This is a genomic window from Deinococcus humi (assembly GCF_014201875.1).
In the GTDB taxonomy this organism is placed as follows: Bacteria; Deinococcota; Deinococci; order Deinococcales; family Deinococcaceae; genus Deinococcus; species Deinococcus humi.
Genome location: NZ_JACHFL010000003.1, coordinates 395,706 through 417,309, shown reverse-complemented (window position 1 = coordinate 417,309; position 21,604 = coordinate 395,706). Strand labels below are relative to the sequence as shown.

Below are 21,604 nucleotides of genomic sequence, written 5' to 3'. Positions count from 1 at the left end.
CTTGGGTCTGACAGCTAGAAGGTTCAAGGTTTCAGGTCGGCAAGCCGTGGCCCAACCTCCGCTCAACCCCCTCCCTTACAGCGCCAGATACGCTTCCCGCACGCCGGGATCGGCCAGTAGCGCCGTACCCGTGCCCTCCTTGACCACCTCGCCATTTTCCAGCACGTAGGCGCGCTGGGCCAGCTTGAGGCTCAGGCCCACGTTCTGTTCCACCAGCAGCACACTGACGCCCTCGGCATGGACGGCTTTCAATGCCCCGAATACGGTCTGGGTCATCAAGGGAGAGAGGCCCAGGCTGGGCTCGTCCACCACCAGCACGCTGGGACAGCCCATCAGGGCGCGGCCCACCGCCACCATCTGCTGCTCACCGCCCGACAGGGTGCCGGCCAGTTGCCCGGCGCGTTCGGCCAAACGCGGAAACAGCGAGTAGACGTATTCCAGTGTCTGCGCCGCCTTTGCGCGGGCTTCGGGGCGCATGGCCGCGCCCAGTTCCAGATTCTCGCGCACGGTCATCAGGCCGAACAGTTCGCGGCCTTCTGGAACGTGGCCCAGCCCCAGGCCCACGATCTGCGAGGGTGTGGCGCGGGTGATGTTCTGCCCGCCCAGGCGAATGCTGCCGCCTGTGGGCCGCACCACGCCGCTGACTGCCCGTAGGGTCGTGGTCTTGCCCGCCCCGTTCGCCCCGATCATGGCGACGAACTCTCCCGGACCAACGCGCACGTTCACGTCCCAAAGCACCCCAATCTTGCCGTAGCCTGCGGCCAGATTTTCGATCAGCAGTTCCTGTCCTTGCTGGATAGTCATGGGGTGGCCTCCGCCCCTGCTGTCCTCCCGGACGGGAGGGGACACGCTGGCCACCACAGACTCCTGGACGCTTCGGTTCCTGTGACCATCACGCTCCTAACCCCTCTTCCGTGCCCAGGTAAGCGGCCACCACCTGCGGGTGCGCAGTGACCTCGCGGTAAGTACCGTGGGCGATGACCTGACCCTGATCCATGACCACCACGCGGTCTGCCAGATCGCGCACCACCGGCATGATGTGCTCGATAAACAGCACGCTGACGCCGTCGGCCCGGACGCTGCGCACCAGATCCACCGCCTCCGCCGCCTCACCGGGACGCAGACCAGCCATCACCTCGTCCAGCAGCAGGACGCGGGGGTTTGTTGCCAGGGCGCGGGCGATTTCCATGCGCTTGTCCTGCAGCAGGGTCAGCTCGTGGGCGGCGCGGGCCGCCTGATCGGCCAGGCCAGTACGCTCCAGCAGGTCATAGGCTCGTTCGCGCGCCTGCGGCAAGGTGGTGCCGGGTTTTCCAAACAGCGCGCCCACCGTCACGTTCTCGTGAACGGTCATTTCCGGGAAGGGGCGCACCACCTGGAAGGCACGGCCCAGTCCGGCGTGGCAGCGGTGCTCCATCGGCAGGTGCGTCACGTCCTCACCCAGCAGTTCCAGGCGTCCTGTGCTGGGGCGGTAGACCCCCGACAGCAGGTTCAGCAGGGTGGTCTTGCCCGCCCCGTTCGGCCCGATGACGGCCAGAATCTCGCCGTCGTGGTGGTTAAAGGTCACGTCCTTGACGGCCTGAAGGCCACCGAAGCGTTTGCTCAGGCCATCGGCCCGGAGCACGACGTTGCCAGTCATACATCGCCTCCGTGCCGCCCGCGCCGGAACAGGCCCATCAGTCCGCGCGGCAGCCACAGGATACTGAGCATCAGCACCAGGCCGTACACCACCAGATAGCCGTTCTTGACGGCGTTGTGCAGCGCTTCCTCGGCCACCCGTAGGACCGTTGCGCCCAGGATCGGCCCCAGCGTGGTGTACAGCCCCCCGAAAATGCTGGTGGTCAGCGGCGCGATGGAATTGGCGAGGCTGAAGGTGTCGAGCGGGCTGATGAAGAAGGTCTTGCCCGCGTATAGCACCCCGGCCAGCGCCGCCAGCACGCTGGAGATGAAGAAGGCCGCCAGCTTGTAGCGCACGGTGGAGACGCCCAGCACCCGCGCAGTTTCCTCACCCTGCCGGATGGCGGCGAAGGCGTGATGCAGTCGGCCCATCCGGACGGCTAGGCTGACCCCAGCGGTCAGTACAAGCAGCGCCAGCGCCAGCAGGTACTGACCACGCGGGTTGCCTCCCAGCAGCGCTGGAACCAGCAGGCCGTTCGCGCCGCCCGCCACATCCTCCGGCAGGTTCTGGATGACCGTCCGCACCACCTCGGTAAAGGCCAGGGTGGCGATGGCAAAGTACATGCCGCTCAGGCGCATGGTGACCGCGCCCAGAATCAGGCTGACCACGCCCGCGCCCAGCGCCGCCAGAGGCATCGCCAGCGGCCATGCCAGGCCGGTTTTCAGCAGCAGCGCATAGCCGTAAGCGCCCAGCCCGTAGAACGCCGCGTGCGCCAGGCTGACCTGCCCGCTCCGCGCCAGAATGTCCCACGACAGCGCCATGATTCCGGCCACCAGCGTGAAGAAGCCGATCTGCAGCAGGAACGCCCCCCTGTCGCCCAGCGGGAGAAAGGGAAAGACCAGGGCCAGCGCGAAGAAGATCGCCAGCGGGATCAGGGCCACAGCCGTAACGTCCGGTTTGCGGGCGGCCTGCCGTCTGGAGACAGGTGCCCTCATGCGGTCAGCCCTCATGCAGCCTTCCTGAAGGAGCGGAGAACCAGCGTGCCGAAGATCATCAGGAAGAACACCGCGTCGCTCCAGCCTCCGCCGCCCGGCACGTACGTCTGCACCAGCGCCTCAGACAGGCCCAGGATCACCGAGGCCCACAGCACGCCGGTCAGATTGCCCAGCCCCGCCATCACGATGATGGCAAAGGCCTTCAGGGCAAAGACCAGCCCCACGGTGGGCGAGGCAAACAGCAGGACGCTGACCAGCACGCCGGCCACTGCCGCCAGCCCGCACGACACTCCGAAGGCAATCAGGTAAACCCGGTCCACCGGAATGCCGATCAGTTGAGCGCCCCGCCGGTTCTGCGCCACCGCGCGCATCTGGCGGCCCAGGACGGTTCGGTACAGCGTGAAGTACAGCGCTCCCAGCAGGACCACGGCCAGCCCGAAGGCAATCGCCTTGGGGCCGCCGATGCTCAGTTCGCCGATGGTGAGGCTGCTGGCTTGGTACGGCGTGGTCACGGTCCGGGTGTTGCCGCCCAGCAGCATCAGCGCCAGGTTTTGCAGCAGGATGCCCAGCCCGAAGGTCAGCAGCATCTGGTTTAATTCGGGGGCCAGCAGCACATGCCGGATGCTGACCCGGTAGGTCAGGGCGCCCACGCCGAAGACCGCCACCGCCACCAGGGGCAGCGACAGCAGTGGGTCCACGCCCAGAAAGGCACTGGCCGCCCAGGCCATGAAGGCCCCGATCATCAGGAACTCGCCGTGCGCGAAGTTGACGATGCCCACCACGCCCACCGCCAGCGCCAGCCCGGAGGCCACCAGCGCGTAGATCCCGCTTTGCAGCAGGCCATTGAGCAGGGTTTGTAAAAAGAGGTCCATTGGGGCTCCGTAAAGTGGCGATGTCCTTGGGTTCTTGCTGTCTGAGAGCAACGCTAGCTGCCGCCCAGATGCTCCAGCAGGGCCGTCCTGAACTCGTCCGGCGCCTCAATGAAGGGCGAGTGGCCCACCCCGGGCAGCACCAGTTCGCGCCACTGGCCGCCGTTGGCCTCGCCGCGTTCCAGCACCGCTCGCGTCTGCGTCAGCATCGGCTGGGGTGGGCAGGCGTCCAGGCCGGGCCAGCCGGGTACGGCGCCCAGAGCGCCCAGCTGGGCCAGATCGAACAGGCTGGCGTTCCCCACGATGGCGTCGGCGTCCCCCCGCACCCACAGCACGGGCGGCGGCGGATTCAACTCCGCGAACGCCGACAGGTTCATGTACCTGGAACTGAAAGCATTGGCCACCCCCGCCGTTCCCGGCGCGACATTCGGCCAGTGTTCGCTGGCGGTCATGTCGCCGGGGTAGAAGCCTTCACCCGTGCGGGTCTTGAGCATCGACGTAACCCACGCCTCTTCTTTGTCCGCACGGGGTTGAAACTGGGCGGCGTTGAAGTAGAACTTGCGCATCACGTCGCGGGGGCTGCCTGCCGTGTCCGAGCGGTCCCCGGCGGCCACCGCCGCGACGAAGGCGGCATTGACCGTGCCGCCGCCCGAACCTGCGAAATCCGGCGTGTTGGGCGTGCCGTCCGCGCCGTGCGTGCCGCCGAAGCCGTAGGGACTGACCGGGGCCACCAGCGTCAGGGACTGAACTCGTGCCGGAGCGTCCACCGCCACGTTCATGACGACGCCCCCACCCATGCTCCAGCCCAGCAGATGAGCGTCCTTCCACTCCAGGGTGTCCAGCAACGCCAGCAGATCGTCGGACCAGTCACGCAGGCCACGTCTGGCGTCGATCGGTCTGGCCTCGCTGTCGCCGTAGCCGCGCAGGTCGGGGGCGACAGCATGAATGTCTTCCGGCAACGTGTCCATCAGGTCACGGAAGAATTCGCTGTCGGACACGTTGCCGTGAACCAGCAGCAGTCGGCGTTTCGTCTCGCCCTTCGCAGGCCGCTCCAGCACGGCGGTCCTCAGGCGCGGGGTCTGAATTGTTCGTGAGGTGAGCGTCATTGGATGTCCTCTGTGTGACCGACCGGGGGTGGCCGCAAATGGAGCCACACCCTGATCCTTCGGACCTTTTCCCTGGGGAACGGGAGGGATCAGGGCGTGGCGGCCTGCGCACCTGACCCGGTGCCCGGTGTCCTTGGCCGTTTATTTGCCCCAGACGACGGGCTTCTGGGAGAAGCTGGCTGGGTAGACCGGCGCGCGGGTGTCGTTCAGGAACTGGAAGTGTAACCAGTTGCCCGCCTTGAACCCCTGGTACTGGGTCTTGAGGCTCTTGCTGAAGGTCAGCGTGCCGAAGGGCGTGGGCATGTTGGTCTTGGCGAGTTCGGCGGCCACCTTGTCCTTGTCGGTGCTGCCCGCCTTGTTGATGGCAGCGGCCAGCGACTTCAAGTTCACGTAGGCCAGCGGCGCGAAGTATTCCTCGGTGACGTTGCTGAACTTCTTCTTGTAGGCGTCCACAAAGGCGCGGCTTTCCTTGTTGGGGCTGGTGGGCAGCCACAGGCTCAGGCCCGCGATGTCGTTGGCCAGAGGATTTTTCTCGAAGCCTACCGGCCAGCTGGGCGGCGTGCCGTAGATCAGGCCCAGCTTGAGGTTCTGTTGTTTGATCTCGGTGGCCAGGGGCAGGGCGTCGGTGTCGTAGCCCACCCAGTACATGATGTCGGGCTTGGCGGCCTTGGCCTTGCTGACCAGTGGGCCGAAATTGCCGCTGCCGGTCTTGAACTTCTCGGTCAGCACGACATTGAAGCCAGCCTTCTTGAAGGCGTCCACGGTGGCGTCGATGCCCGCGCTCCCGAAGGGACCGTCCTCATAGGCGATGGCGATGTTCTTGGCCCCCTGCTTGTCCTTGAGGGTCTTGAAGAAGTCCAGGATGGCCTCGAAATTGTAGTAGGACCAGGGGTGGTAATGGAAGAAATACTTGTGGTCGGCGAAGGCGTCCTCGACGGGCGTGGCGGCGGCCCCGATCCAGGCCATGAAGGTGTTGTACTGCTTGGCCGGGCCGGACAGGGCCACGCTGACCGCGCTGCTCACGCCGCCCGCCATGAAGTCCACCTTGTCCACCGTGACCAACTTCACGAATTCTGGTACCGCTTTGGCTGCGGCACTGGCATCGTCGCCGTACACCACTTCCAGGGGCTTGCCCAGCACGCCACCGGCCTTGTTGATCTCGGCCAGCGCCAGTTCGTAGCCGTTCTTGGCCGCCTGGCCCGAAACGCTGCCTGCCCCCGAGAGGGGAATCAGCACGCCCACTTTCACCGCGCCCGCACCGGAAACCGCGAGCAGCACGCCCGTCAGAAGTAGAGTTTTCATAACGCGGGCAGTTTAAAGGAGCGGCGTCACGGGGGCGTTACAGCAAAACGCCGTCCTCCCACTGTGACCGCCGCGTAACGCTCCACGCCTACCCTCAGCGGTGATGAGCGAGACGCTGCGGGAGGCAAGACTGGAGGCGGGCAACGGGCCAGGCGAGTGGATCTTCTCGGCCCAGGCGACGTTTTCGAGTGTGGACGTGCCGCTGCGGCTGGGCGCGCAGGCGTGGGGCGCGCTCAATGCGGCGCGTGACAATGCCGTGCTGGTCTGTCATTACTACACCGGCACTATGCGCGCGGCGGGAACCAACCCGGACGGAACGCCCGGCTGGTGGGCCGCGTTGATCGGACCGGGACGGGCGCTGGACACGGACCGTTTTTTCGTGATCTGCATGAACACGCCGTCCAACGTCCAGGCGCATGATCCCGGCATCGTCACCACCGGGCCGGACACCCTCCGTCCAGACGGGGAGCGGTGGGGCCAGCGGTTTCCAGTCTGGGATTTCGGCGACCTGCACACCATTCAGCTGCACCTGATGCGGACGCTGGGTGTGGAGCGCTGGCATGCGGTGGTGGGTCCCAGTCTGGGCGGCTTGCAGGCCCTGCAGTGGGCCGCCCGTTGCCCCGAACTCGCGCCGCGCGTGGCGGCGGTGGCGGCCAGCCCATACATCGGCCCAGCTCTGCGTGAGGCTTTCACCCCCTTTTTGCATCAGGTGGCGCAGGTGGGCGGTCTAGACGGAGCCTTACGCATGATCACTTTCTTTGGCCTGGGCGCGGATGGCCTTGAGTCGATGTTCCGGGAGGTCGATTTCAACTCGTACCTGTCCTCCCGTTCGGGAACGGCCAGCCTGCCGCATATCCTGGACATCGCGCGGCTGGTGGGCACGCACGACCTGTCGTCAGTGGCCCCGCACCCCCAGCTGTTCACCCGCTGGGCTGGCGTGGGTTTGAATCTGCTGACTGTGAATATTGCCGTGGACCAGTTCTTTCCCGCCGCCGAGATGCGGGCTTTCGCCCAGGAGTCGGCATTGGCGGGGGTGGCCCACACCCATCTGGAATTTGATTCCGCGCAGGGTCACCTCGGCTGCGTCAACGACACGGTAGCCTTCGCCGCACCCCTGCAGAACCTGTTGGACACTCCCACCCCTTCGATGCTGGCTGGTGCGAGCGCAGTGGATAGCAAGTTGTCAGGAATGTAACCCGTTCGGGTTGGGTCGGCGTCCTCTGGAGTTCTTAGGATGGTTGTGGAGCTTGACTTCGGGCACTTCAAGCTCGACTTCTACCTTAACCCTTGCAGAATCGGATGGTCATGCGTTGCTTGCCAGTCTCAGAAAAGAAAAACTCCGCCAAAGACGGAGTCTGTATGGTGGGTCGTGTAGGACTTGAACCTACAACCCGCTGATTAAAAGTCAGCTGCTCTACCGATTGAGCTAACGACCCGCGCGCCAACAAACCCTCGTATGGGCGTTTTTGCAGCGGGTGTGAGTATACGGAGGGCAGCCTGAACTGTCAATCTCAAGAAAGGTTTAGCGGCGGACGTTGGGCGGCAGATTGGGCATACGTGGCGGTTTGCCGCCTGGACCCTTGCCGCCCATGCGTCCCAGCATCTTCATCATGTCCTTCATCTGCTCGTGCATTTTAAGGAGCTTGTTGATGTCCTGCACGCTATGGCCGCTGCCCGCTGCGATGCGCTTGCGCCGCCGCCCGTCAATGACCTTGGGGTTGCGCCGTTCCTTGAGGGTCATGCTGGAAATCATGGCGTCGATGCGCTGAATCTGCTTCTCGTCCACGTTGAAGCCCTCAGGCAGCGCGCGGCTCATGCCGGGAATCAGCTTGAGCAGGTCGCCTAGCGGCCCCATCTTGCGAATCTGACGCAGCTGGGTCAGCAGGTCTTCCAGGTCAAAGTCACCGGGCTTCTTGACCTCCATCGCCTTAAGGTCTGCCAGCTCGGCGCGCTCGATCAATCCCAGCACGTCGCCCATGCCCAGGATGCGCCCGGCCACACGGTCGGGGTGAAAGGCGTCCAGGCCCGAGATCTTCTCGCTGGTTCCGGCGAAGTAGATGGGCTTGCCCGTCACGCTCCGGGCCGAGAGGGCGGCCCCACCGCGCGCGTCGCCGTCCATCTTGGTGATGATCAGGCCCGACACCTGCACACGCGTGTCGAAGGTTTGCGCCACATTCAGCGCTTCCTGTCCGGTCATGGCGTCCACCACCAGCAGGGTTTCGGTGGGCTGCATGGCCGCCTGCAGATCAGCCAGCTGATCCATCAGCGCCTCGTCAATCTGCAGGCGGCCAGCCGTGTCCACGATCACCAGATCGCGGAAGTCGGTCTTGAGGTGCTCGTCCACGCGGCGGCGGGTCTCGGCGGGGGCTTCCCCGTCGGCCACCTTCAACACGGGCACGCCCACCTGCTTGGCCAGCACTTCCAGCTGATCCCGCGCCGCCGGGCGCTGGGTGTCGGCGGCCACCAGCAGCACGCGGCGGCCCTTGCTCTTGTAGTGCGCGGCCAGTTTGCCGGTGCTGGTCGTTTTGCCCGCTCCCTGCAGGCCCACCATGAACCACACGTTGCCCTCAGCCTTCAATTCAGGCTGCACCGATTTGCCGCCCAGCGTCTGGATCAGCTCATCGTGGACCAGCTTGACCACGGTCTGCCCGGAATTGAGGCTGCCCGACACCTCCTGTCCCACGGCTTTCTCGGAGACCTTCGCCACAAATTCCTTGGCGACGCCGAAATTCACATCGGCTTCCAGCAAGGCCATGCGGATCTCACGCATGGCGGCCTTGACCTGGGACTCGGTGAGCTGCCGTTCCTTACCCACCCGGTCCAGAATGTCCTGCAACTTGTTGCCCAACGACTCAAACATGTGGGCAAATTACCACGCGGGGGCAGGCGTTTTCTGTTAGCAGAAGCGGAGGTTGGGGGGCTTTATGCTGCGGACATGGGCAAACTGGTTCGTGACCGGATTCCGGAACTTTTCGGCGGAATGTCTGGGGTTCTCGATACGGAACATTTTCGTGCCGCCCTCCACACCAAACTGGGCGAGGAGGTCAGTGAATACCTGGAATCGGGCGAGGTGCTCGAACTGGCAGACGTGCTGGAAGTCGTATATGCGCTGGCACGACTCGATGGTGTGGACACGGAGCAACTGGAGACGCTAAGGCGGCAAAAGGCAGAGGAGCGCGGTGCTTTCGCGGCGCGGTTGTGGTGGGAGCCGTCGTCTGGATGACTCAACGTGCGGAAGCTCTTGAATCGTTCCGCTGTCACTGCCAGTGAAATTGGCTGCCTGTCGTCCGCAGGCCACCTTCGGTTTTTGGCGGCGTGCGGGGCAAACTTCTCTCCCCGGCCAGCCCGGCTCCCAGATCGCCCCCGGCATTTTCACCGTCTCACAATAGATGGGTGAGTGACGAAACGGCCCGGTCCATGCGCGTAAACTCTTCCAGTGACCATCTCCGCGCCCAACCTGTCCAAATTGCTGCCCGCCGCCCCGCCTGGAAATCTCCTGCTGCTGCCGCAGGTGGCGCGGGCGGCGTTGTTCGCGGCCTTCCCTGGCCCGGCGGTGTTATTGACCACCGCTGATCGCCTGGGCAACTACGCGTCGGCGGGGGCATTGGGAGCGCCGGTGACGGTCAATCCGGGCCTGCGCGACTGGGACAGCAAGCACGAACATGTGGTGCTGGACGTGAATACGGCGCTCGACTTGTTCCCCGCCCACCCCGAAGAGCACGCCCTGAGCCTGCGCGTGGGACGCAACTACCCACGCGAGGCGCTCCTCACCCGTCTGGAACGCCTGGGCTACGAGCGCGGCGAGGAACCCGGCTATGAATTGCGCGGTGACACCCTGGAACTGCGCCTGGCCCCCGGCGCAGGCCGCCCCGCCGACGCGGAGGGTGACCTGTGGGTGCGCGCCGAGTTCTTCGGTGACGAGCTCGATACCCTGCGCCTGCTGGCCCCAGGCGAACTGACCGGCGAGAAGGCCCAGACCTTTACCCTGGAACCCACCGCCGATTACCTGACCGAAACCAAATGGGACGCCACCCGCCTGGAATTGCTGCCGGGCCGCGTTTTTCTGGATTCCCCGGAGTTCTACGCCTCCAGCCTGGGCGTGCTGATCGATACCCTGTGGCCCAGGCTGGCCGGGCGCGAGGTCACGTCCTTTGGCCGCTCACCGCTGCCACTGCCCGATCTGGACACCGGGCTGAAGACGCTGGACTTCTACCGCGCCCGCCTCGCCGATCTGGAAAAGGATGTGGCCGAGTGGCGGGGGGCCGATTACCGCGTGCTGATTCTGGTCCGCCATGACCGCACGGCGGCGTACTTGGCCGACAAGCTCCTCAATACCCACGAGATCCCGTGGCTCAAGCTGCCCCGCGTGGAGGAGGGTGGCCTGGGCTTTCTGCGCGGCGGAGGAGAGGGCGGCTTCGTCATTCCTGAACACCGCACCGTCGTCATCACCGAAGACCTGATCTACGGCTTCCAGGGCGGCTCTGCGCTGCGCGGCAAGCGGCTGTCGGGCCGTCCGGTCACGGACGCGCTGGGCCTGCATGTGGGAGATTACCTGATTCACCCCGAACACGGCATCGGCCAGTTCCAGGGACTGGAGACGCGCACGGTGCTGGGCGTCACGCGCGATTACCTGAATCTGGAATACCGGAAGGGCGCACGCCTCAGCGTGCCCATTGAGCAACTCCCGGTGCTGCGCCGCCATCCCGGCACCACCGATGATCCCCCCGTCCTGAGCAGCTTCGACAAGAAGGACTGGGCCAAGGCCAAGGACAAGGCCCGCAAGAACGCCGAGGAGGTGGCGGGCAAACTGCTCGTGCAGTACGCCGCCCGGCAGGTGACCCCCGGCAACGCCTTCGCCCCCATTCCGGAGTGGGAGGCGCAGATCGAGCAGAACTTCCAGTTCGAGCTGACGGGGGATCAGCGTATTGCCCTCAAGGAAACGCTGAAGGATCTGGAGAAACCCAACCCGGCGGACCGTCTGATTTCCGGCGACGTGGGGTTCGGCAAGACCGAGGTGGCCCTGCGCGCCGCCCACCGCGTCGTGGGCCACGGGATGCAGGTGGCGGTCCTGGTGCCCACAACGTTGCTGGCCGAGCAGCACACCTCCACCTTCGTCGAGCGCTTCAAGGACCTGCCCGTGCGCGTCGAGGGCCTGTCGCGCTTCACCTCGCCGCAGGCCTCCAAGGCCATCCTGCGTGATCTGGCGGCAGGGAAGGTGGACATCCTGATCGGCACGCACCGCCTGCTCAGCGGCGACATCGAGTTCAAGAACCTGGGCCTGATCATCGTGGACGAGGAACACCGCTTCGGCGTGTCGCAGAAGGAAAAGCTGCGAGCCCTGCGTGGCATGCCCGACATGACGGACGGCAAGCTGGAGGTCCCCGAAGGCGTCAGGGCGGTGGACACGCTAGCGCTGTCGGCCACCCCGATTCCGCGCACGCTGTACATGAGCATGGTAGGCCTGCGCGACATGAGCAGCATCCAGACGCCGCCCAAGGGCCGCAAGCCCATCCAGACGGTGCTGGCTCCCTTCGATCCACTGACCGTGCGCGACGCCATCATCAGCGAGATCGAGCGCGGCGGCAAGGTTTTTTACATCCATGACCGCATCGCCAGCATCGGGGCGCGCAGCCTGTACCTCCGCAACTTGGTGCCGGAAGCGCGCATCGGCGTGGCGCACGGGCGCATGAACGAAGAGGAACTCGAAGAGATCATGCTGGGCTTCGAGGAAGGCGCGTTCGACGTGCTGCTGTCCACCACCATCGTGGAAACGGGGCTGGACATCCCGGAGGCCAACACCATCCTGATCGAGCGCTCGGACCGTCTGGGGCTGGCGCAGCTCTACCAATTGCGGGGACGGGTGGGGCGCCGCGCGCAGACCGCCTACGCCTACCTGTTCTACCCGCCGCGCATGACCGAAAACGCGCAGCGCCGGTTGTGGGCCATCGCTGACTTACAGGATCTGGGCAGCGGGCACCTGCTGGCCGAAAAGGACATGGAAATTCGCGGCGTGGGCAACATTCTGGGCGAGGAACAGCACGGGCATGTGCAGGCCGTCAGTATCGACGTGTATACCGAGATGCTCTCGGAGGCGGTGGCGCGCTTGAAGGGTGAGAAGATTCAGCCCCCGGTCAACATTTCCATCGATCTGCCGATCAATGCTCGACTGACCCCCGAATATTTCGGCGGCGACGACGAGGCGCGAATCGCCACCTATGGCCGTCTCTCAGACGCCCGGACCCTGCAGGCGATCAGCCGGGTGGAGCGCGATCTCCGCAAGAAATACGGCCCGCCCGCCCCCGATGTTCAGAATTTCATCGACCTGGCCAAGCTGAGGCTGACGGCGGCGGCCAAGCGCGTGCTGAGCATCGGTGAGACCATGACCGAGTTGCAGGTGACCTTCGCCTACAAATCCCTGGACTACGACGCCGCCGGACTCAAGCGCTTTCCCCACAGGACCGAGGTGCAGACCTTTCCGCCCAGCGTGAAGATGGAGAAGCGCGGCATCAAGGTGGATGACTACGCGCGGATGCTGATCGAACTGCTGGGGTATTTCGGGTAATTGTCCGGGGACAGCCCATCTGTCTCTGTGTCCTTTCGCCGCAGCACTCGCCGTAAACTATATCCATAATCTTCCTCCCCCAGGTGCGACTCAACTGCTGAAGTCAGGAGGCTGTCAATGGACGTGAACCGTTTGCCGAGGGAAGTTTGGGGCGGGGCCGGGGCGTACGAACGCTACGTGGGCCGCTGGAGTCGCCCGGTGGCGCGTGAGTTTCTGGCCCGGTTGAATCTGCCCGCCGGACGCGCGTGGGTGGATGTGGGCTGCGGAACCGGCGCACTCAGCGCGGCGATTCTGGCGACGGCTGACCCGGCGGAGGTGGTGGGCATTGACCGCGCGGCAGGTTTCATTGAGGCGGTACGGAACGGGATCGCGGATGACCGGACGCGGTTTGAGGTGGCAGACGCCACCCAACTGCCCTTCGCCCAGGCTGGGTTCGACGTGGCCGTCTCCGGGCTGGTCTTGAATTTTGTGGCTGATCCTCCGGCCATGCTGCGCGAAATGAGTCGGGTCACGAAATCCGGCGGAACCGTCGCGGCGTATGTCTGGGACTATGCCGGAGGCATGGGGATGATGCGGGCTTTCTGGGACGCTGCAATCGCCGTCAACCCAAATGACGCGAAGCTGGATCAGGCTGAGCGATTTCCGCTGTGCCAGCCCGAGCCGCTGGCGGCCCTGTGGCGCGAACAGGGTTTACAGGCCGTAGAGGTCTGGGCCATTGATATCCCTACCGTCTTCCGGGACTTCGGGGATTTTTGGGAGCCGTTTCTGGGCCAGCAGGGAGCGGCCCCGACGTATCTGGCATCCGTGGACGCGCAGACGCAGGAGCGCATCCGCGCGTACCTGGAGAACCAGCTCATGGCAGATGCGGCGGGCCATCTGGCGCTGAGCGCACGCGCCTGGGCGGTGCGGGGAACGGTGGGCGGCAGGTAGTTCCCTTGTGCAAGGCTGTCCGCAAAAAGGGGTTGTCGGCTGTTCAAACCCCTTAAAATATCCCCATGACCACTGCGCCCCAGCCTCTTCAGGTTGCCTCAGCTCCGGCTGCGACTTACCGCGCCACCACCGCGCAGCACCTGATCACCATCGCGCTGGCGTGGTGGCTGCTGGGCGGGCTGTTTCTGGACGGTTGGGCGCACAACAATCTGGGCGAGTCGCTGGAAACCTTCTTTACTCCCTGGCACGCGGTCTTTTACAGCGGCTTTCTGGCGGTGGCCGGCTGGTGTCTGTTTCTGGCATCGCGCGGCTGGCAGAGGGGACGGCGCGGTCTGGCCGCCTTTCCCGAGGGGTACAGCCTGGCGGCCATTGGCGTGCCGCTGTTCGGCCTGGGCGGCCTCGGCGATCTGACGTGGCACACGGTCTTCGGCATTGAGGTGGGGATCGAGGCACTGCTCTCGCCCACGCACCTGCTGCTGTTCGCGGGCGGCTCGCTGATCGTGGCCTCGCCGCTGAACGCTGCGTGGCAATCGCCCACGCCACGGCAGGCCCCGCTGGCCCTGCGCTGGGCGGCGGTGCTGTCGGCCACTTCGCTGCTGGCGCTGACCGCCTTTATCCACATGTACATGTGGGGCCTGCTGAGCGTGCCGCAGGGCCTGGGCTGGGTGCAGACGCGCGGCGAACTGAGCGCCGTGCTGCTGACCGCCCTGATGCTGGCCGCGCCTGTGCTGCTGCTGATCCGGCGTTTCGCACTGCCCTTCGGCGCCATCACCGTGATGTACACGCTGACGAACACGGCGATGGCCCTGATGCTCGCTCCCGGCGACTGGCGCATTCCGGGCGTGGCCCTGGCCTGTGGTCTGCTGGCAGACATACTGTGCGCGTTGCTGCGCCCCTCGCCCGCGCGGGTCTGGGCATTCTGGGCCTTCGCCTTCCTGCTGCCGCTGGCGGTGTGGGTGCCCTACCTGGGCGGCGCGGTGCGGCTGGGCCTCAGTAACTTGAGCCTGGAACTGTGGCTGGGCGTGGCGGTCATGACCGGGCTGGGTGGGCTGGCCCTCTCGGCGCTGCTGCTGCCCCCCGCGCTGCCAGTTGAGATTCTGGAACCAGAGCGTTAAGGGGAAGGGGTGGCCGTCGGGGTTCGCCCCTTCACCCCTTCAAGCAGAAGCTGGCGCCAAGTTGCCTGGGCGGTTCTCCTGGGGGCCACGCTGTGACCGTAATCATCAATGCTCCATCCCTGGCATATCCATTTTCATGTCGGGGAACGGCAGCAGGCCCGCGCCCCGTGCCCGCAACAGGGAGGTCATGAACCGGATCTCGCCCCCCTGAACCACCTGCATCTGACGGGCCAGGTGGCGCACCTGGGGCAGCACCTCCGCCTGGAGCGCGGGCGGAATCATGTGAAGTGCCCCCTGATGGTGCCGGGTCATCAGTTGCAGGAACTTCACTTCGGCCTGTGGCACGGGCAGGGTTTTCAAGGACCGCAATTCGGCGTCCGACGCCATACCCATCATCTGGGAGTGAGCAGCGGACATCTGGAAGGTATCGGGCTGCTTCCAGACGGTCAGAAAGCCGCGCATCTGGCGAATCTGCTCCTCCTGCGACAGTTGAATATCTAGCGCCGCCGAGCGAACCGTGCGATCTGTGCTGCGCTGCCGGATCAGTCCGGCCATCGTAATGGCCTGAGCGTGATGGGCGATCATCTGGCGCGTGAAGGTGACCTCGACACTGTCGGGGGTGGGAGCCGGGGCGCGCGGACCAGAGAGAAAGAAAACGCCAGAGCCCACGGCGAGGAGCAGCAACGCCAGTGCGGCCAGCCGCCGAGGCTCACGGCTGGCGCTCGTCATACATCCGCTGCCTGTCCCGGAACGCCGCCTTCTGGGCCTGTGTCGTCGCGACCACGCAGTTCGGGCAACTTACGCCCTCCTCGTAGGCCGGGTGGGCCCGTTCGTCTGGGCCCAGCGGCCAGCCGCAGGAGTGGCACATTTCCGCGTCGCCCTCACGCAGGCCGTGGCCCACGGTCACGCGGCCATCGAAGACGAAGCATTCGCCATGCCAGCGACTGTCCTCCTCGGGCACATCTTCCAGATACTTCAGGATGCCGCCGCGCAGGTGCAGCACGTCCGTGAAGCCACGCTCACGCAGCAGGCTGGTGCTTTTCTCGCAGCGGATGCCCCCGGTACAGAACATGGCGACGCGTTTACCCGCCAGTTCGTCCACATGGGCGTCCAGCCACTCGGGAAACTCGCGGAAGCTGTCAATTTCAGGATTGAGCGCGCCCTCAAAGGTGCCGGCACTGATCTCGTAGCGGTTGCGGGTGTCCACCACCACCACGTCCGGGGCAGCAATCAGGGCGTTCCAGTCGCTGGCCTCCACGTACTGCCCGGCCTGAGAGGTGGGTTCGACCTGGAGCCCCAGGGTCACGATCTCAGCCTTGAGGCGTACCTTGAAGCGCTTGAAGGGCTGTTCCGTACTGTGCGATTCCTTGGCCTCCAGGCGGTCAAAACCGGCCCTTTGCAGAAAAGCGCTTAACCCGTCGATGGCCGCTCGCGTCCCGGCCACCGTACCGTTGATGCCTTCCGGGGCGACGATCAGCGTGCCGCACAGGCCGAAAGTCTGTCCCAGCTCCAGCAATTGGGCGCGCAGGGCGGCGGGGTCCGGAACGCTGCGGAACTGATACAGGGCCAGCACGGTGAACCGGGTGGGGGAGGGCAGGGTGAGGCTCATGCCCTGAAAGCATAGCGGGCCAGCCGGGGCCATTTGGAACCTGCACGGCCCTTCGGCGGGGAGGGCAGCCGCTGCAGGCCGCACTCAGGTCAGAAACAGCCGGTACGCCGGATTCTGGGTCATGTCGTCGGCTGGGTAACCCAGGCCGTGGAGGAAGGCCGCGAAGTCCTCCTCATCCCCGTCCGGCACCTGAATGCCAGCCAGCACGCGCCCGTGGGCGCTGCCGTGGTTGCGGTAGTGGAACAGGCTGATGTTCCAGCGCCCATGCAGGTGCGTCAGGAATTCCAGCAGCGCGCCGGGGCGTTCAGGGAAGGTAAAGGAGTACACGCGCTCGCCCTCAGCCTCCGGGGCGCGGCCCCCCACCATGTGGCGCACATGCACCTTTGCCAGCTCGTCGCCGGTCAGATCGGTCACGGCGTAGCCCCGCGCGGTCAGGGTGTCGACCAGTTCGCCGCGCTGCCCGGCGGAGGCCAGTTGCACGCCCACGAAAATCTGCGCGTCGGCGCGGGGAGCATAGCGATAGTTGAATTCGGTCACAGGCCGCGCGCCGATCACCTCGATGAATTCACGGAAAGCTCCCGGGCGTTCGGGAATGGTCACGGCCAGAATCGCCTCCCGCTGTTCGCCGATCTCGGCCCGCTCGGACACGTGGCGCAGCCGGTCGAAGTTGACGTTCGCGCCGCAGGTCAGCGCTACCAGGGTTTCGCCCTGCAGGCCATGCTGCTCGGCGTACTGCTTGAGGCCCGCCACCGCCAGCGCCCCGGCAGGTTCCATCACGGCGCGGGTGTCGTCGAACACGTCCTTGATGGCCGCGCAGACCTGATCGGTGTTCACGCGCACCCAGTCGTCCACGTACCGCCGCGTCAGGTCAAAGGTGTAGGACCCCACCTGTTTGACCGCCACGCCATCCACGAAGATGCCCACCGCGTCCAGGCGCACCCGCGTTCCCCGCTGCAAACTCTGGTACATGGCGTCGCTGTCGTCTGGCTCCACGCCCACCACCCGCACGTCGGGGCGCAGCGCCTTCAGGACGCTGGCCACGCCCGCGATCAATCCGCCGCCACCCACCGGGACAAACACGGTGTAACTGTCCTCCGTCCCAATCTGGCGCAGCAGTTCCAGCGCCACGGTGCCCTGTCCGGCCAGCACCTGTGGATCGTCGAAGGGATGCACGAAGGTCAGCCCCAGCTCCTTTTGCAGGGTGTAGGCATGCGCTTCCGCGTCGCTGAAACTGTCGCCGTGCAGCACCACCTCGGCGCCACGGGCGCGGCAGCCACCGATCTTGATCTCAGGTGTGGTGGCGGGCATGACGATCACGGCGCGCATCCTCAGCTCCTGAGCAGCGTAGGCCACTCCCTGGGCGTGGTTGCCCGCCGAGGCTGTAATGACGCCCTTTTGCCGCTGCTCCGGCGACAGCTGCGCCATCTTGTTGTATGCTCCGCGCAGCTTGAACGAGAAGATCGGCTGCAGGTCCTCACGCTTGAACAGCACGCGGTTGCCGGTGCGGACGCTCAGGCGGGGGGCCTCGCTGATCGGCGTTTCAATGGCCGCGCCGTAAACCTTGCCGGTGAGCGCCAGGCGCAACACGTCCATCGCGTCCATCTGTCCGGGCTCGAATTTCTGGGTCTGGATCATCTTCCTGGCCTCCCCGCGGCACTGTTGCGGCAAATGTGGCAAAAACGAACCCCCGCGGATCGGGCGGGGGCTAACTCGTGGCAGCGCGTCGGCTGTCAGGTGCTGACCCCTGAACCGCCGGTAATTCGCGCCGTCCTCATGGCGTGAGCATAGGGGAGAGGCCGGGGGGGGCACCCGTGAAGGGGTAGACAAGCGTTCCGCTGCTGGAAAGCGGTGGTGGAAGTCGCAAGAGGGACCTTCTGTCTGTCGGGGCACTTTGCCTGCTACGCTGCCCACATGACAGGCAGGCGAGATGCGGGACAGGACGCACAGCAGGACACCATCGATCTTCAGGACTTTCTGAAAATCAGCGGCGTGGTGGAAACCGGGGGCGAGGCCAAATTCCGTGTGCAGGGGGGCGAGGTCCGGCTGAACGGCGAGATCGAGACCCGCCGGCGCAAGAAACTGCGGCGCGGCGACATCGTGGAGTACGCCGGCGAAAAGCTGACGGTGGACTGGTGACCTCGCCGTACGAGCAGGCGGTGCTGGACTTCCGCCGCCGCAAGGATGAGCATTTCGCGGCCGGCAACGGTCCGGTGGACGCGGCCACCTTTCACGGCCTGCGCTACTACCCGCCGGACCCGGCGTGGACCTTCAGTGTCCCGCTGACCTTCACCCTGCCTGGCCCGGACGCCGAATTCACGCTGGAGACCAACACTGGTCAGCCGCGCACCATGGCGCTGTACGGCACAGTCACGCTGCCCCTGCCCGGCGCCGGGCCCTCCCAGAGCAACCACATCCTGAGTGTCTTCGCGCCGCTGGGCGAGGAGACGCCTGCGCGGGTGTTCATTCCTTTCCGGGACGCCACCAGCGGGCAGGAAACCTACGGTGCGGGCCGCTATCTGGATGCGCCCCTGGCCCGCAGCGAGGACGGCGACGCTCTGGTGTCGGTGGACTTTAATCTGGCCTACCAGCCGTACTGCGCCTACGGTGATGGATGGACCTGCCCGCTGCCGCCGCGTGAGAACGTGTTGCCGGTGGCGGTCCGGGCTGGGGAACGGCTGCCCGAGGCCTGAGCTTCCTGCACAGGTAGCCTCCAACAAAGGAGGGACGCCCGCCCACGCCGCGCTGCTCTAGACTGAACCGCTATGACGAACGCTGTGAAGACCACCGCCCTGATCCTGAGCGCTCTGCTGGCGCTGACCGCCTGCCAGAAGAAGGCGGACGACGCCGCGGCGGGTCCGGATGAAACCACCACCGCTGCTACCGAGCAACCAGCCGAAACGACGCCGGCCACCCCTGCCACCACCACGCCGGGCGAGGTGCCCAGCGGCTACACCCTGGTCCCCCCTCTGACCAAGGAGCCGGTGCGCGAGTTCACGAAGGAACCCGCCATGGCTCTGCAGGACGGGAAGGACTACTACGCGCTCATCGACACCAACCGCGGCCAGATTCTGGCGGACCTGTACGAACAGGAAACGCCCGTCACGGTCAACAATTTCGTGACGCTGGCCCGGGACCGTTACTTTGACGGCATCCGCTTCCACCGCGTGATCGACGGGTTCATGGCCCAAACTGGCGATCCCCTGAGTGTGGATCAGGACAAGAAGGCGCAGTGGGGCACCGGCGGCCCTGGCTACAGCTTCGCCGACGAGTTCCGCACCAAGCTGACCTTCAACTCGGAAGGCGTCCTAGCGATGGCGAACAGCGGCCCAGCCACCAACGGCAGCCAGTTTTTCATCACCTTCGCCCCCACCGATTTCCTGAACGGCAAGCACACCATTTTCGGCAAGGTGGTGCAGGGCGACGACGTCTTGCCCAAGCTGACGCGCACCATGGACCAGAGCAACGCCGAGATCGCAGGAGCCCAGGCCGACGAGATCCTGTCGGTGCGGATCCTGACCAAGAGCTAGGGTCCGGCAGAGGCCAGGCTGAGATGGAGGGGTGGGTTCCATGGGGCCACGCCTCCATCTCGCTTTTTGACCGTCTCAAATGCGCCACATAGCGTATGCAATTGAGGCTGCGCCGCTCTAGCCTGTGGGGATGCCTGTGCCCGTGCCCCCCCAAGAATCTTCCGCGCCGTCCAGACCGTCCTCGACGCTGGGCGTGCTGCGCGTGTACCTGGGGCCGCTCAAGTGGCAGGTGGCCGGGCTGGCCGCGCTGCTGCTGACGGGCACCGGTCTCAACCTGTTGTTGCCACAACTGCTCAGGGCTTTCGTGGACAGTGCCAAGCTGGGCGCGGGGGCCGACGTGGGGCTGATGGCGCGGCTGGCCGGCCTCTATATCCTGCTGGCGATTGGCGTGCAGCTGATGACGGCGGGGGCCACCTACGTCGGGGCGCGGGTGGGCTGGACCGCCACCAACCGACTGCGCGTGGACCTGATGGCACACCTGCTGTCACTGGACATGCGCGAACACAAGGAACGCACGCCCGGCGAGATGATTGAGCGCATTGACGGCGACGTGACGGCCCTGAGCAACTTCTTCTCGCAGTTTGCGGTGCGGGTCTTCGGCGCGGCGCTGCTGCTCGTGGGCGCGCTGTTCATGTTCTTCCGGGAGGACTGGCGCGTGGGCGCGGGCGTGACCCTGTTCACCACCGTCACCCTGATCGCCATGAACCGTGTCCGCAAGCTGGGCGTGGAGCCCACCCGTCTGGAGCGCGAGTCCAGCGCCAGGCTGTTCGGCTTCGTGGAGGAACGGCTGGCCGGGCTGGAGGACATCCGCAGCCTGGGCGCCGGCGGCCACCACCTGAACAGTTTTCTGCGGACCCAGCGGACCTTCTTCACCCGCAGCGTCAACTCCTGGCGGCGGCGCAGCATCGTGTGGCAGCTGAGCATGGCGCTGTTCGCCGTCGGCTACGTGGGCGTGCTCTCGGTGGCCGTGGGCCTGTACGCGACGGGCGCGATTACGCTGGGCACGGCTTTTTTGCTCTACAACTACATGAGTCTGGTGGAAGAACCGATTGACCAGCTCACGCAGCAGTTGCAGGAGTTGCAGAAGGCTGGGGCCAGCCTGGTCCGCGTGGGCGAGATTCTGGCCCTGCGAAGCGCGATTCACGGCGGGACGCTGGAACTGCCCGAGGACGGCGCGCTGAGCCTGGCGTTCGAGGACGTGTCGTTCAGCTATTCCCCTGACGAGCCGGAAGTGCGTGGCGTGTTGCACGGCGTTTCCTTCCACCTGCCTGCCGGGCAGACCATGGGCCTGCTGGGCCGTACCGGCAGTGGCAAAACCACGCTGACCCGTCTGGTCTCGCGCCTGTACGATGCCACGTCTGGCAGCGTCCGGCTGGGCGGCGTGAACGTGCAGGATGTCGATCTGCACGGGCTGCGGCGGCGTGTGGCGGTGGTCACGCAGGACGTGCAGCTGTTCCAGGCCAGCGTGCGCGACAATCTCTCGTTCTTTGATCCGGAGATCACCGACGAGGAGGTGGAGGCCGCGCTGAACGAGGTGGGGCTGGGGACGTGGCTGGCCCGCTTGAAGGACGGCGTGCACACGCCCCTGCCCACCGGCAGCCTGTCGGCGGGGGAAGCGCAACTACTGGCCTTTGCCCGCGTGATGCTGCGCGATCCCGCCGTGATCATTCTGGACGAGCCGAGCAGCCGCCTGGACCCTGCCACCGAGGCGCTGCTGACCGCCGCCATGACCCGCTTGCTGGATGGGCGCACCGCCATCATCATCGCGCATCGCCTGGACACCGTGGCCCGCGCGGACCGCATCCTGGTGCTGGGCGATGGCGAGGTCCTGGAAGACGGCCCCCGCGCCGTGCTGGCCCGCAATTCTGGCAGCCACTACGCCGAACTGCTGCGGGCGGGAACGCTGGAAGAAGAGGGCGAGGGGGTGCTGGCATGAGGGATCTGGTCAGGGCCACCCGAACGCTCGCCTTCCGC

General features: G+C 65.7%; 19 protein-coding genes and 1 tRNA gene. 9 read left to right on the top strand and 11 right to left on the bottom strand.

The window, feature by feature from the left end:
• Positions 1–75: 75 nt before the first annotated feature.
• The 6 genes from HNQ08_RS08800 to HNQ08_RS08775 form a co-directional block, all read right to left on the bottom strand.
• Positions 76–804, bottom strand: coding sequence for an ABC transporter ATP-binding protein (locus HNQ08_RS08800; protein ID WP_184130067.1), 729 nt, complete (start codon positions 802–804; stop codon positions 76–78).
• A gap of 88 nt (positions 805–892) precedes the next feature.
• Positions 893–1,636, bottom strand: coding sequence for an ABC transporter ATP-binding protein (locus tag HNQ08_RS08795; RefSeq protein WP_184130064.1), 744 nt, complete (start codon positions 1,634–1,636; stop codon positions 893–895).
• A complete protein-coding gene (locus HNQ08_RS08790; RefSeq protein ID WP_184130061.1) occupies positions 1,633–2,610 on the bottom strand; it encodes a branched-chain amino acid ABC transporter permease in 978 nt (325 codons plus the stop codon). Before HNQ08_RS08790 ends, HNQ08_RS08795 begins: the two co-directional genes overlap by 4 nt.
• Before the next feature lie 11 nt (positions 2,611–2,621).
• The gene (locus HNQ08_RS08785) at positions 2,622–3,482 is read right to left on the bottom strand and encodes a branched-chain amino acid ABC transporter permease (protein ID WP_184130058.1); all 861 of its coding nucleotides are present in this window, start codon (positions 3,480–3,482) and stop codon (positions 2,622–2,624) included.
• Positions 3,483–3,535: 53 nt separating this feature from the next.
• Positions 3,536–4,585, bottom strand: a complete 1,050-nt coding sequence (locus HNQ08_RS08780; RefSeq protein ID WP_184130055.1) for an alpha/beta fold hydrolase — start codon at positions 4,583–4,585, stop codon at positions 3,536–3,538.
• A gap of 141 nt (positions 4,586–4,726) precedes the next feature.
• Entirely contained in the window at positions 4,727–5,887 is a 1,161-nt protein-coding gene (locus tag HNQ08_RS08775) for an ABC transporter substrate-binding protein (protein ID WP_184130050.1), read from the bottom strand.
• 103 nt (positions 5,888–5,990) lie between these two features.
• On the opposite strand from HNQ08_RS08775, the gene HNQ08_RS08770 reads away from it, so the two are divergent.
• Positions 5,991–7,082 (top strand): alpha/beta fold hydrolase, encoded by a 1,092-nt coding sequence (locus HNQ08_RS08770; protein WP_184130047.1) that lies wholly within the window; start codon positions 5,991–5,993, stop codon positions 7,080–7,082.
• A 165-nt stretch (positions 7,083–7,247) separates the two neighbouring features.
• Here the strand turns inward: HNQ08_RS08770 and HNQ08_RS08765 are convergent.
• Positions 7,248–7,323: transfer RNA gene (locus tag HNQ08_RS08765), tRNA-Lys, on the bottom strand.
• Between the two features lie 86 nt (positions 7,324–7,409).
• Entirely contained in the window at positions 7,410–8,747 is a 1,338-nt protein-coding gene (gene ffh, locus HNQ08_RS08760; RefSeq protein ID WP_184130044.1) for a signal recognition particle protein, read from the bottom strand.
• A 75-nt stretch (positions 8,748–8,822) separates the two neighbouring features.
• On the opposite strand from ffh, the gene HNQ08_RS08755 reads away from it, so the two are divergent.
• The 4 genes from HNQ08_RS08755 (at position 8,823) to HNQ08_RS08740 (ending at position 14,494) form a co-directional block, all read left to right on the top strand.
• The gene (locus tag HNQ08_RS08755) at positions 8,823–9,110 is read left to right on the top strand and encodes a nucleoside triphosphate pyrophosphohydrolase (protein WP_184130041.1); all 288 of its coding nucleotides are present in this window, start codon (positions 8,823–8,825) and stop codon (positions 9,108–9,110) included.
• Between the two features lie 213 nt (positions 9,111–9,323).
• On the top strand, positions 9,324–12,449 hold the full coding sequence (locus tag HNQ08_RS08750) for a DEAD/DEAH box helicase (RefSeq protein ID WP_184130038.1): 3,126 nt from the start codon (positions 9,324–9,326) through the stop codon (positions 12,447–12,449).
• 117 nt (positions 12,450–12,566) lie between these two features.
• Positions 12,567–13,379, top strand: coding sequence for a class I SAM-dependent methyltransferase (locus tag HNQ08_RS08745; protein WP_184130035.1), 813 nt, complete (start codon positions 12,567–12,569; stop codon positions 13,377–13,379).
• 65 nt (positions 13,380–13,444) lie between these two features.
• Positions 13,445–14,494 (top strand): hypothetical protein, encoded by a 1,050-nt coding sequence (locus HNQ08_RS08740; RefSeq protein ID WP_184130032.1) that lies wholly within the window; start codon positions 13,445–13,447, stop codon positions 14,492–14,494.
• 105 nt (positions 14,495–14,599) lie between these two features.
• Here the strand turns inward: HNQ08_RS08740 and HNQ08_RS08735 are convergent, their stop codons facing one another.
• From HNQ08_RS08735 to ilvA, 3 genes are all read right to left on the bottom strand, one after another.
• The gene (locus HNQ08_RS08735; protein ID WP_184130028.1) at positions 14,600–15,223 is read right to left on the bottom strand and encodes a DUF305 domain-containing protein; all 624 of its coding nucleotides are present in this window, start codon (positions 15,221–15,223) and stop codon (positions 14,600–14,602) included.
• Complete coding sequence (gene trhO / locus HNQ08_RS08730; protein ID WP_184130025.1) at positions 15,204–16,103, bottom strand: oxygen-dependent tRNA uridine(34) hydroxylase TrhO; 900 nt, start codon at positions 16,101–16,103, stop codon at positions 15,204–15,206. Before trhO ends, HNQ08_RS08735 begins: the two co-directional genes overlap by 20 nt.
• 84 nt (positions 16,104–16,187) lie before the next feature.
• Positions 16,188–17,738 carry a threonine ammonia-lyase, biosynthetic gene (gene ilvA / locus HNQ08_RS08725; RefSeq protein ID WP_184130021.1) on the bottom strand — a complete coding sequence of 517 codons (1,551 nt, stop codon included), beginning with the start codon at positions 17,736–17,738 and terminating at the stop codon, positions 16,188–16,190.
• A gap of 276 nt (positions 17,739–18,014) precedes the next feature.
• On the opposite strand from ilvA, the gene HNQ08_RS08720 reads away from it, so the two are divergent.
• The 4 genes from HNQ08_RS08720 (at position 18,015) to HNQ08_RS08705 (ending at position 21,566) form a co-directional block, all read left to right on the top strand.
• Positions 18,015–18,239 carry an RNA-binding S4 domain-containing protein gene (locus tag HNQ08_RS08720; protein ID WP_184130018.1) on the top strand — a complete coding sequence of 75 codons (225 nt, stop codon included), beginning with the start codon at positions 18,015–18,017 and terminating at the stop codon, positions 18,237–18,239.
• Complete coding sequence (locus HNQ08_RS08715) at positions 18,233–18,793, top strand: DUF1684 domain-containing protein (RefSeq protein WP_184130420.1); 561 nt, start codon at positions 18,233–18,235, stop codon at positions 18,791–18,793. The genes HNQ08_RS08720 and HNQ08_RS08715 overlap by 7 nt, the downstream gene beginning before the upstream one ends.
• 72 nt (positions 18,794–18,865) lie before the next feature.
• On the top strand, positions 18,866–19,630 hold the full coding sequence (locus tag HNQ08_RS08710) for a peptidylprolyl isomerase (RefSeq protein WP_184130015.1): 765 nt from the start codon (positions 18,866–18,868) through the stop codon (positions 19,628–19,630).
• Positions 19,631–19,760: 130 nt separating this feature from the next.
• The gene (locus HNQ08_RS08705; protein WP_184130012.1) at positions 19,761–21,566 is read left to right on the top strand and encodes an ABC transporter ATP-binding protein; all 1,806 of its coding nucleotides are present in this window, start codon (positions 19,761–19,763) and stop codon (positions 21,564–21,566) included.
• The last annotated feature ends 38 nt before the right edge of the window (positions 21,567–21,604 follow it).

Coding starts and splice junctions, on each gene's coding strand:
- ilvA (WP_184130021.1), bottom strand. CDS start 17,738: ATGATCCAGACCCAGAAATTCGAGCCCGGACAGATGGACGCGATGGAC.
- trhO (WP_184130025.1), bottom strand. CDS start 16,103: ATGAGCCTCACCCTGCCCTCCCCCACCCGGTTCACCGTGCTGGCCCTG.
- HNQ08_RS08745 (WP_184130035.1), top strand. CDS start 12,567: ATGGACGTGAACCGTTTGCCGAGGGAAGTTTGGGGCGGGGCCGGGGCG.
- HNQ08_RS08705 (WP_184130012.1), top strand. CDS start 19,761: ATGCCTGTGCCCGTGCCCCCCCAAGAATCTTCCGCGCCGTCCAGACCG.
- HNQ08_RS08780 (WP_184130055.1), bottom strand. CDS start 4,585: ATGACGCTCACCTCACGAACAATTCAGACCCCGCGCCTGAGGACCGCC.
- HNQ08_RS08775 (WP_184130050.1), bottom strand. CDS start 5,887: ATGAAAACTCTACTTCTGACGGGCGTGCTGCTCGCGGTTTCCGGTGCG.
- HNQ08_RS08720 (WP_184130018.1), top strand. CDS start 18,015: ATGACAGGCAGGCGAGATGCGGGACAGGACGCACAGCAGGACACCATC.
- HNQ08_RS08735 (WP_184130028.1), bottom strand. CDS start 15,223: ATGACGAGCGCCAGCCGTGAGCCTCGGCGGCTGGCCGCACTGGCGTTG.
- HNQ08_RS08795 (WP_184130064.1), bottom strand. CDS start 1,636: ATGACTGGCAACGTCGTGCTCCGGGCCGATGGCCTGAGCAAACGCTTC.
- HNQ08_RS08740 (WP_184130032.1), top strand. CDS start 13,445: ATGACCACTGCGCCCCAGCCTCTTCAGGTTGCCTCAGCTCCGGCTGCG.
- HNQ08_RS08800 (WP_184130067.1), bottom strand. CDS start 804: ATGACTATCCAGCAAGGACAGGAACTGCTGATCGAAAATCTGGCCGCA.
- ffh (WP_184130044.1), bottom strand. CDS start 8,747: ATGTTTGAGTCGTTGGGCAACAAGTTGCAGGACATTCTGGACCGGGTG.
- HNQ08_RS08710 (WP_184130015.1), top strand. CDS start 18,866: ATGACGAACGCTGTGAAGACCACCGCCCTGATCCTGAGCGCTCTGCTG.
- HNQ08_RS08785 (WP_184130058.1), bottom strand. CDS start 3,482: ATGGACCTCTTTTTACAAACCCTGCTCAATGGCCTGCTGCAAAGCGGG.
- HNQ08_RS08790 (WP_184130061.1), bottom strand. CDS start 2,610: ATGAGGGCACCTGTCTCCAGACGGCAGGCCGCCCGCAAACCGGACGTT.
- HNQ08_RS08755 (WP_184130041.1), top strand. CDS start 8,823: ATGGGCAAACTGGTTCGTGACCGGATTCCGGAACTTTTCGGCGGAATG.
- HNQ08_RS08770 (WP_184130047.1), top strand. CDS start 5,991: ATGAGCGAGACGCTGCGGGAGGCAAGACTGGAGGCGGGCAACGGGCCA.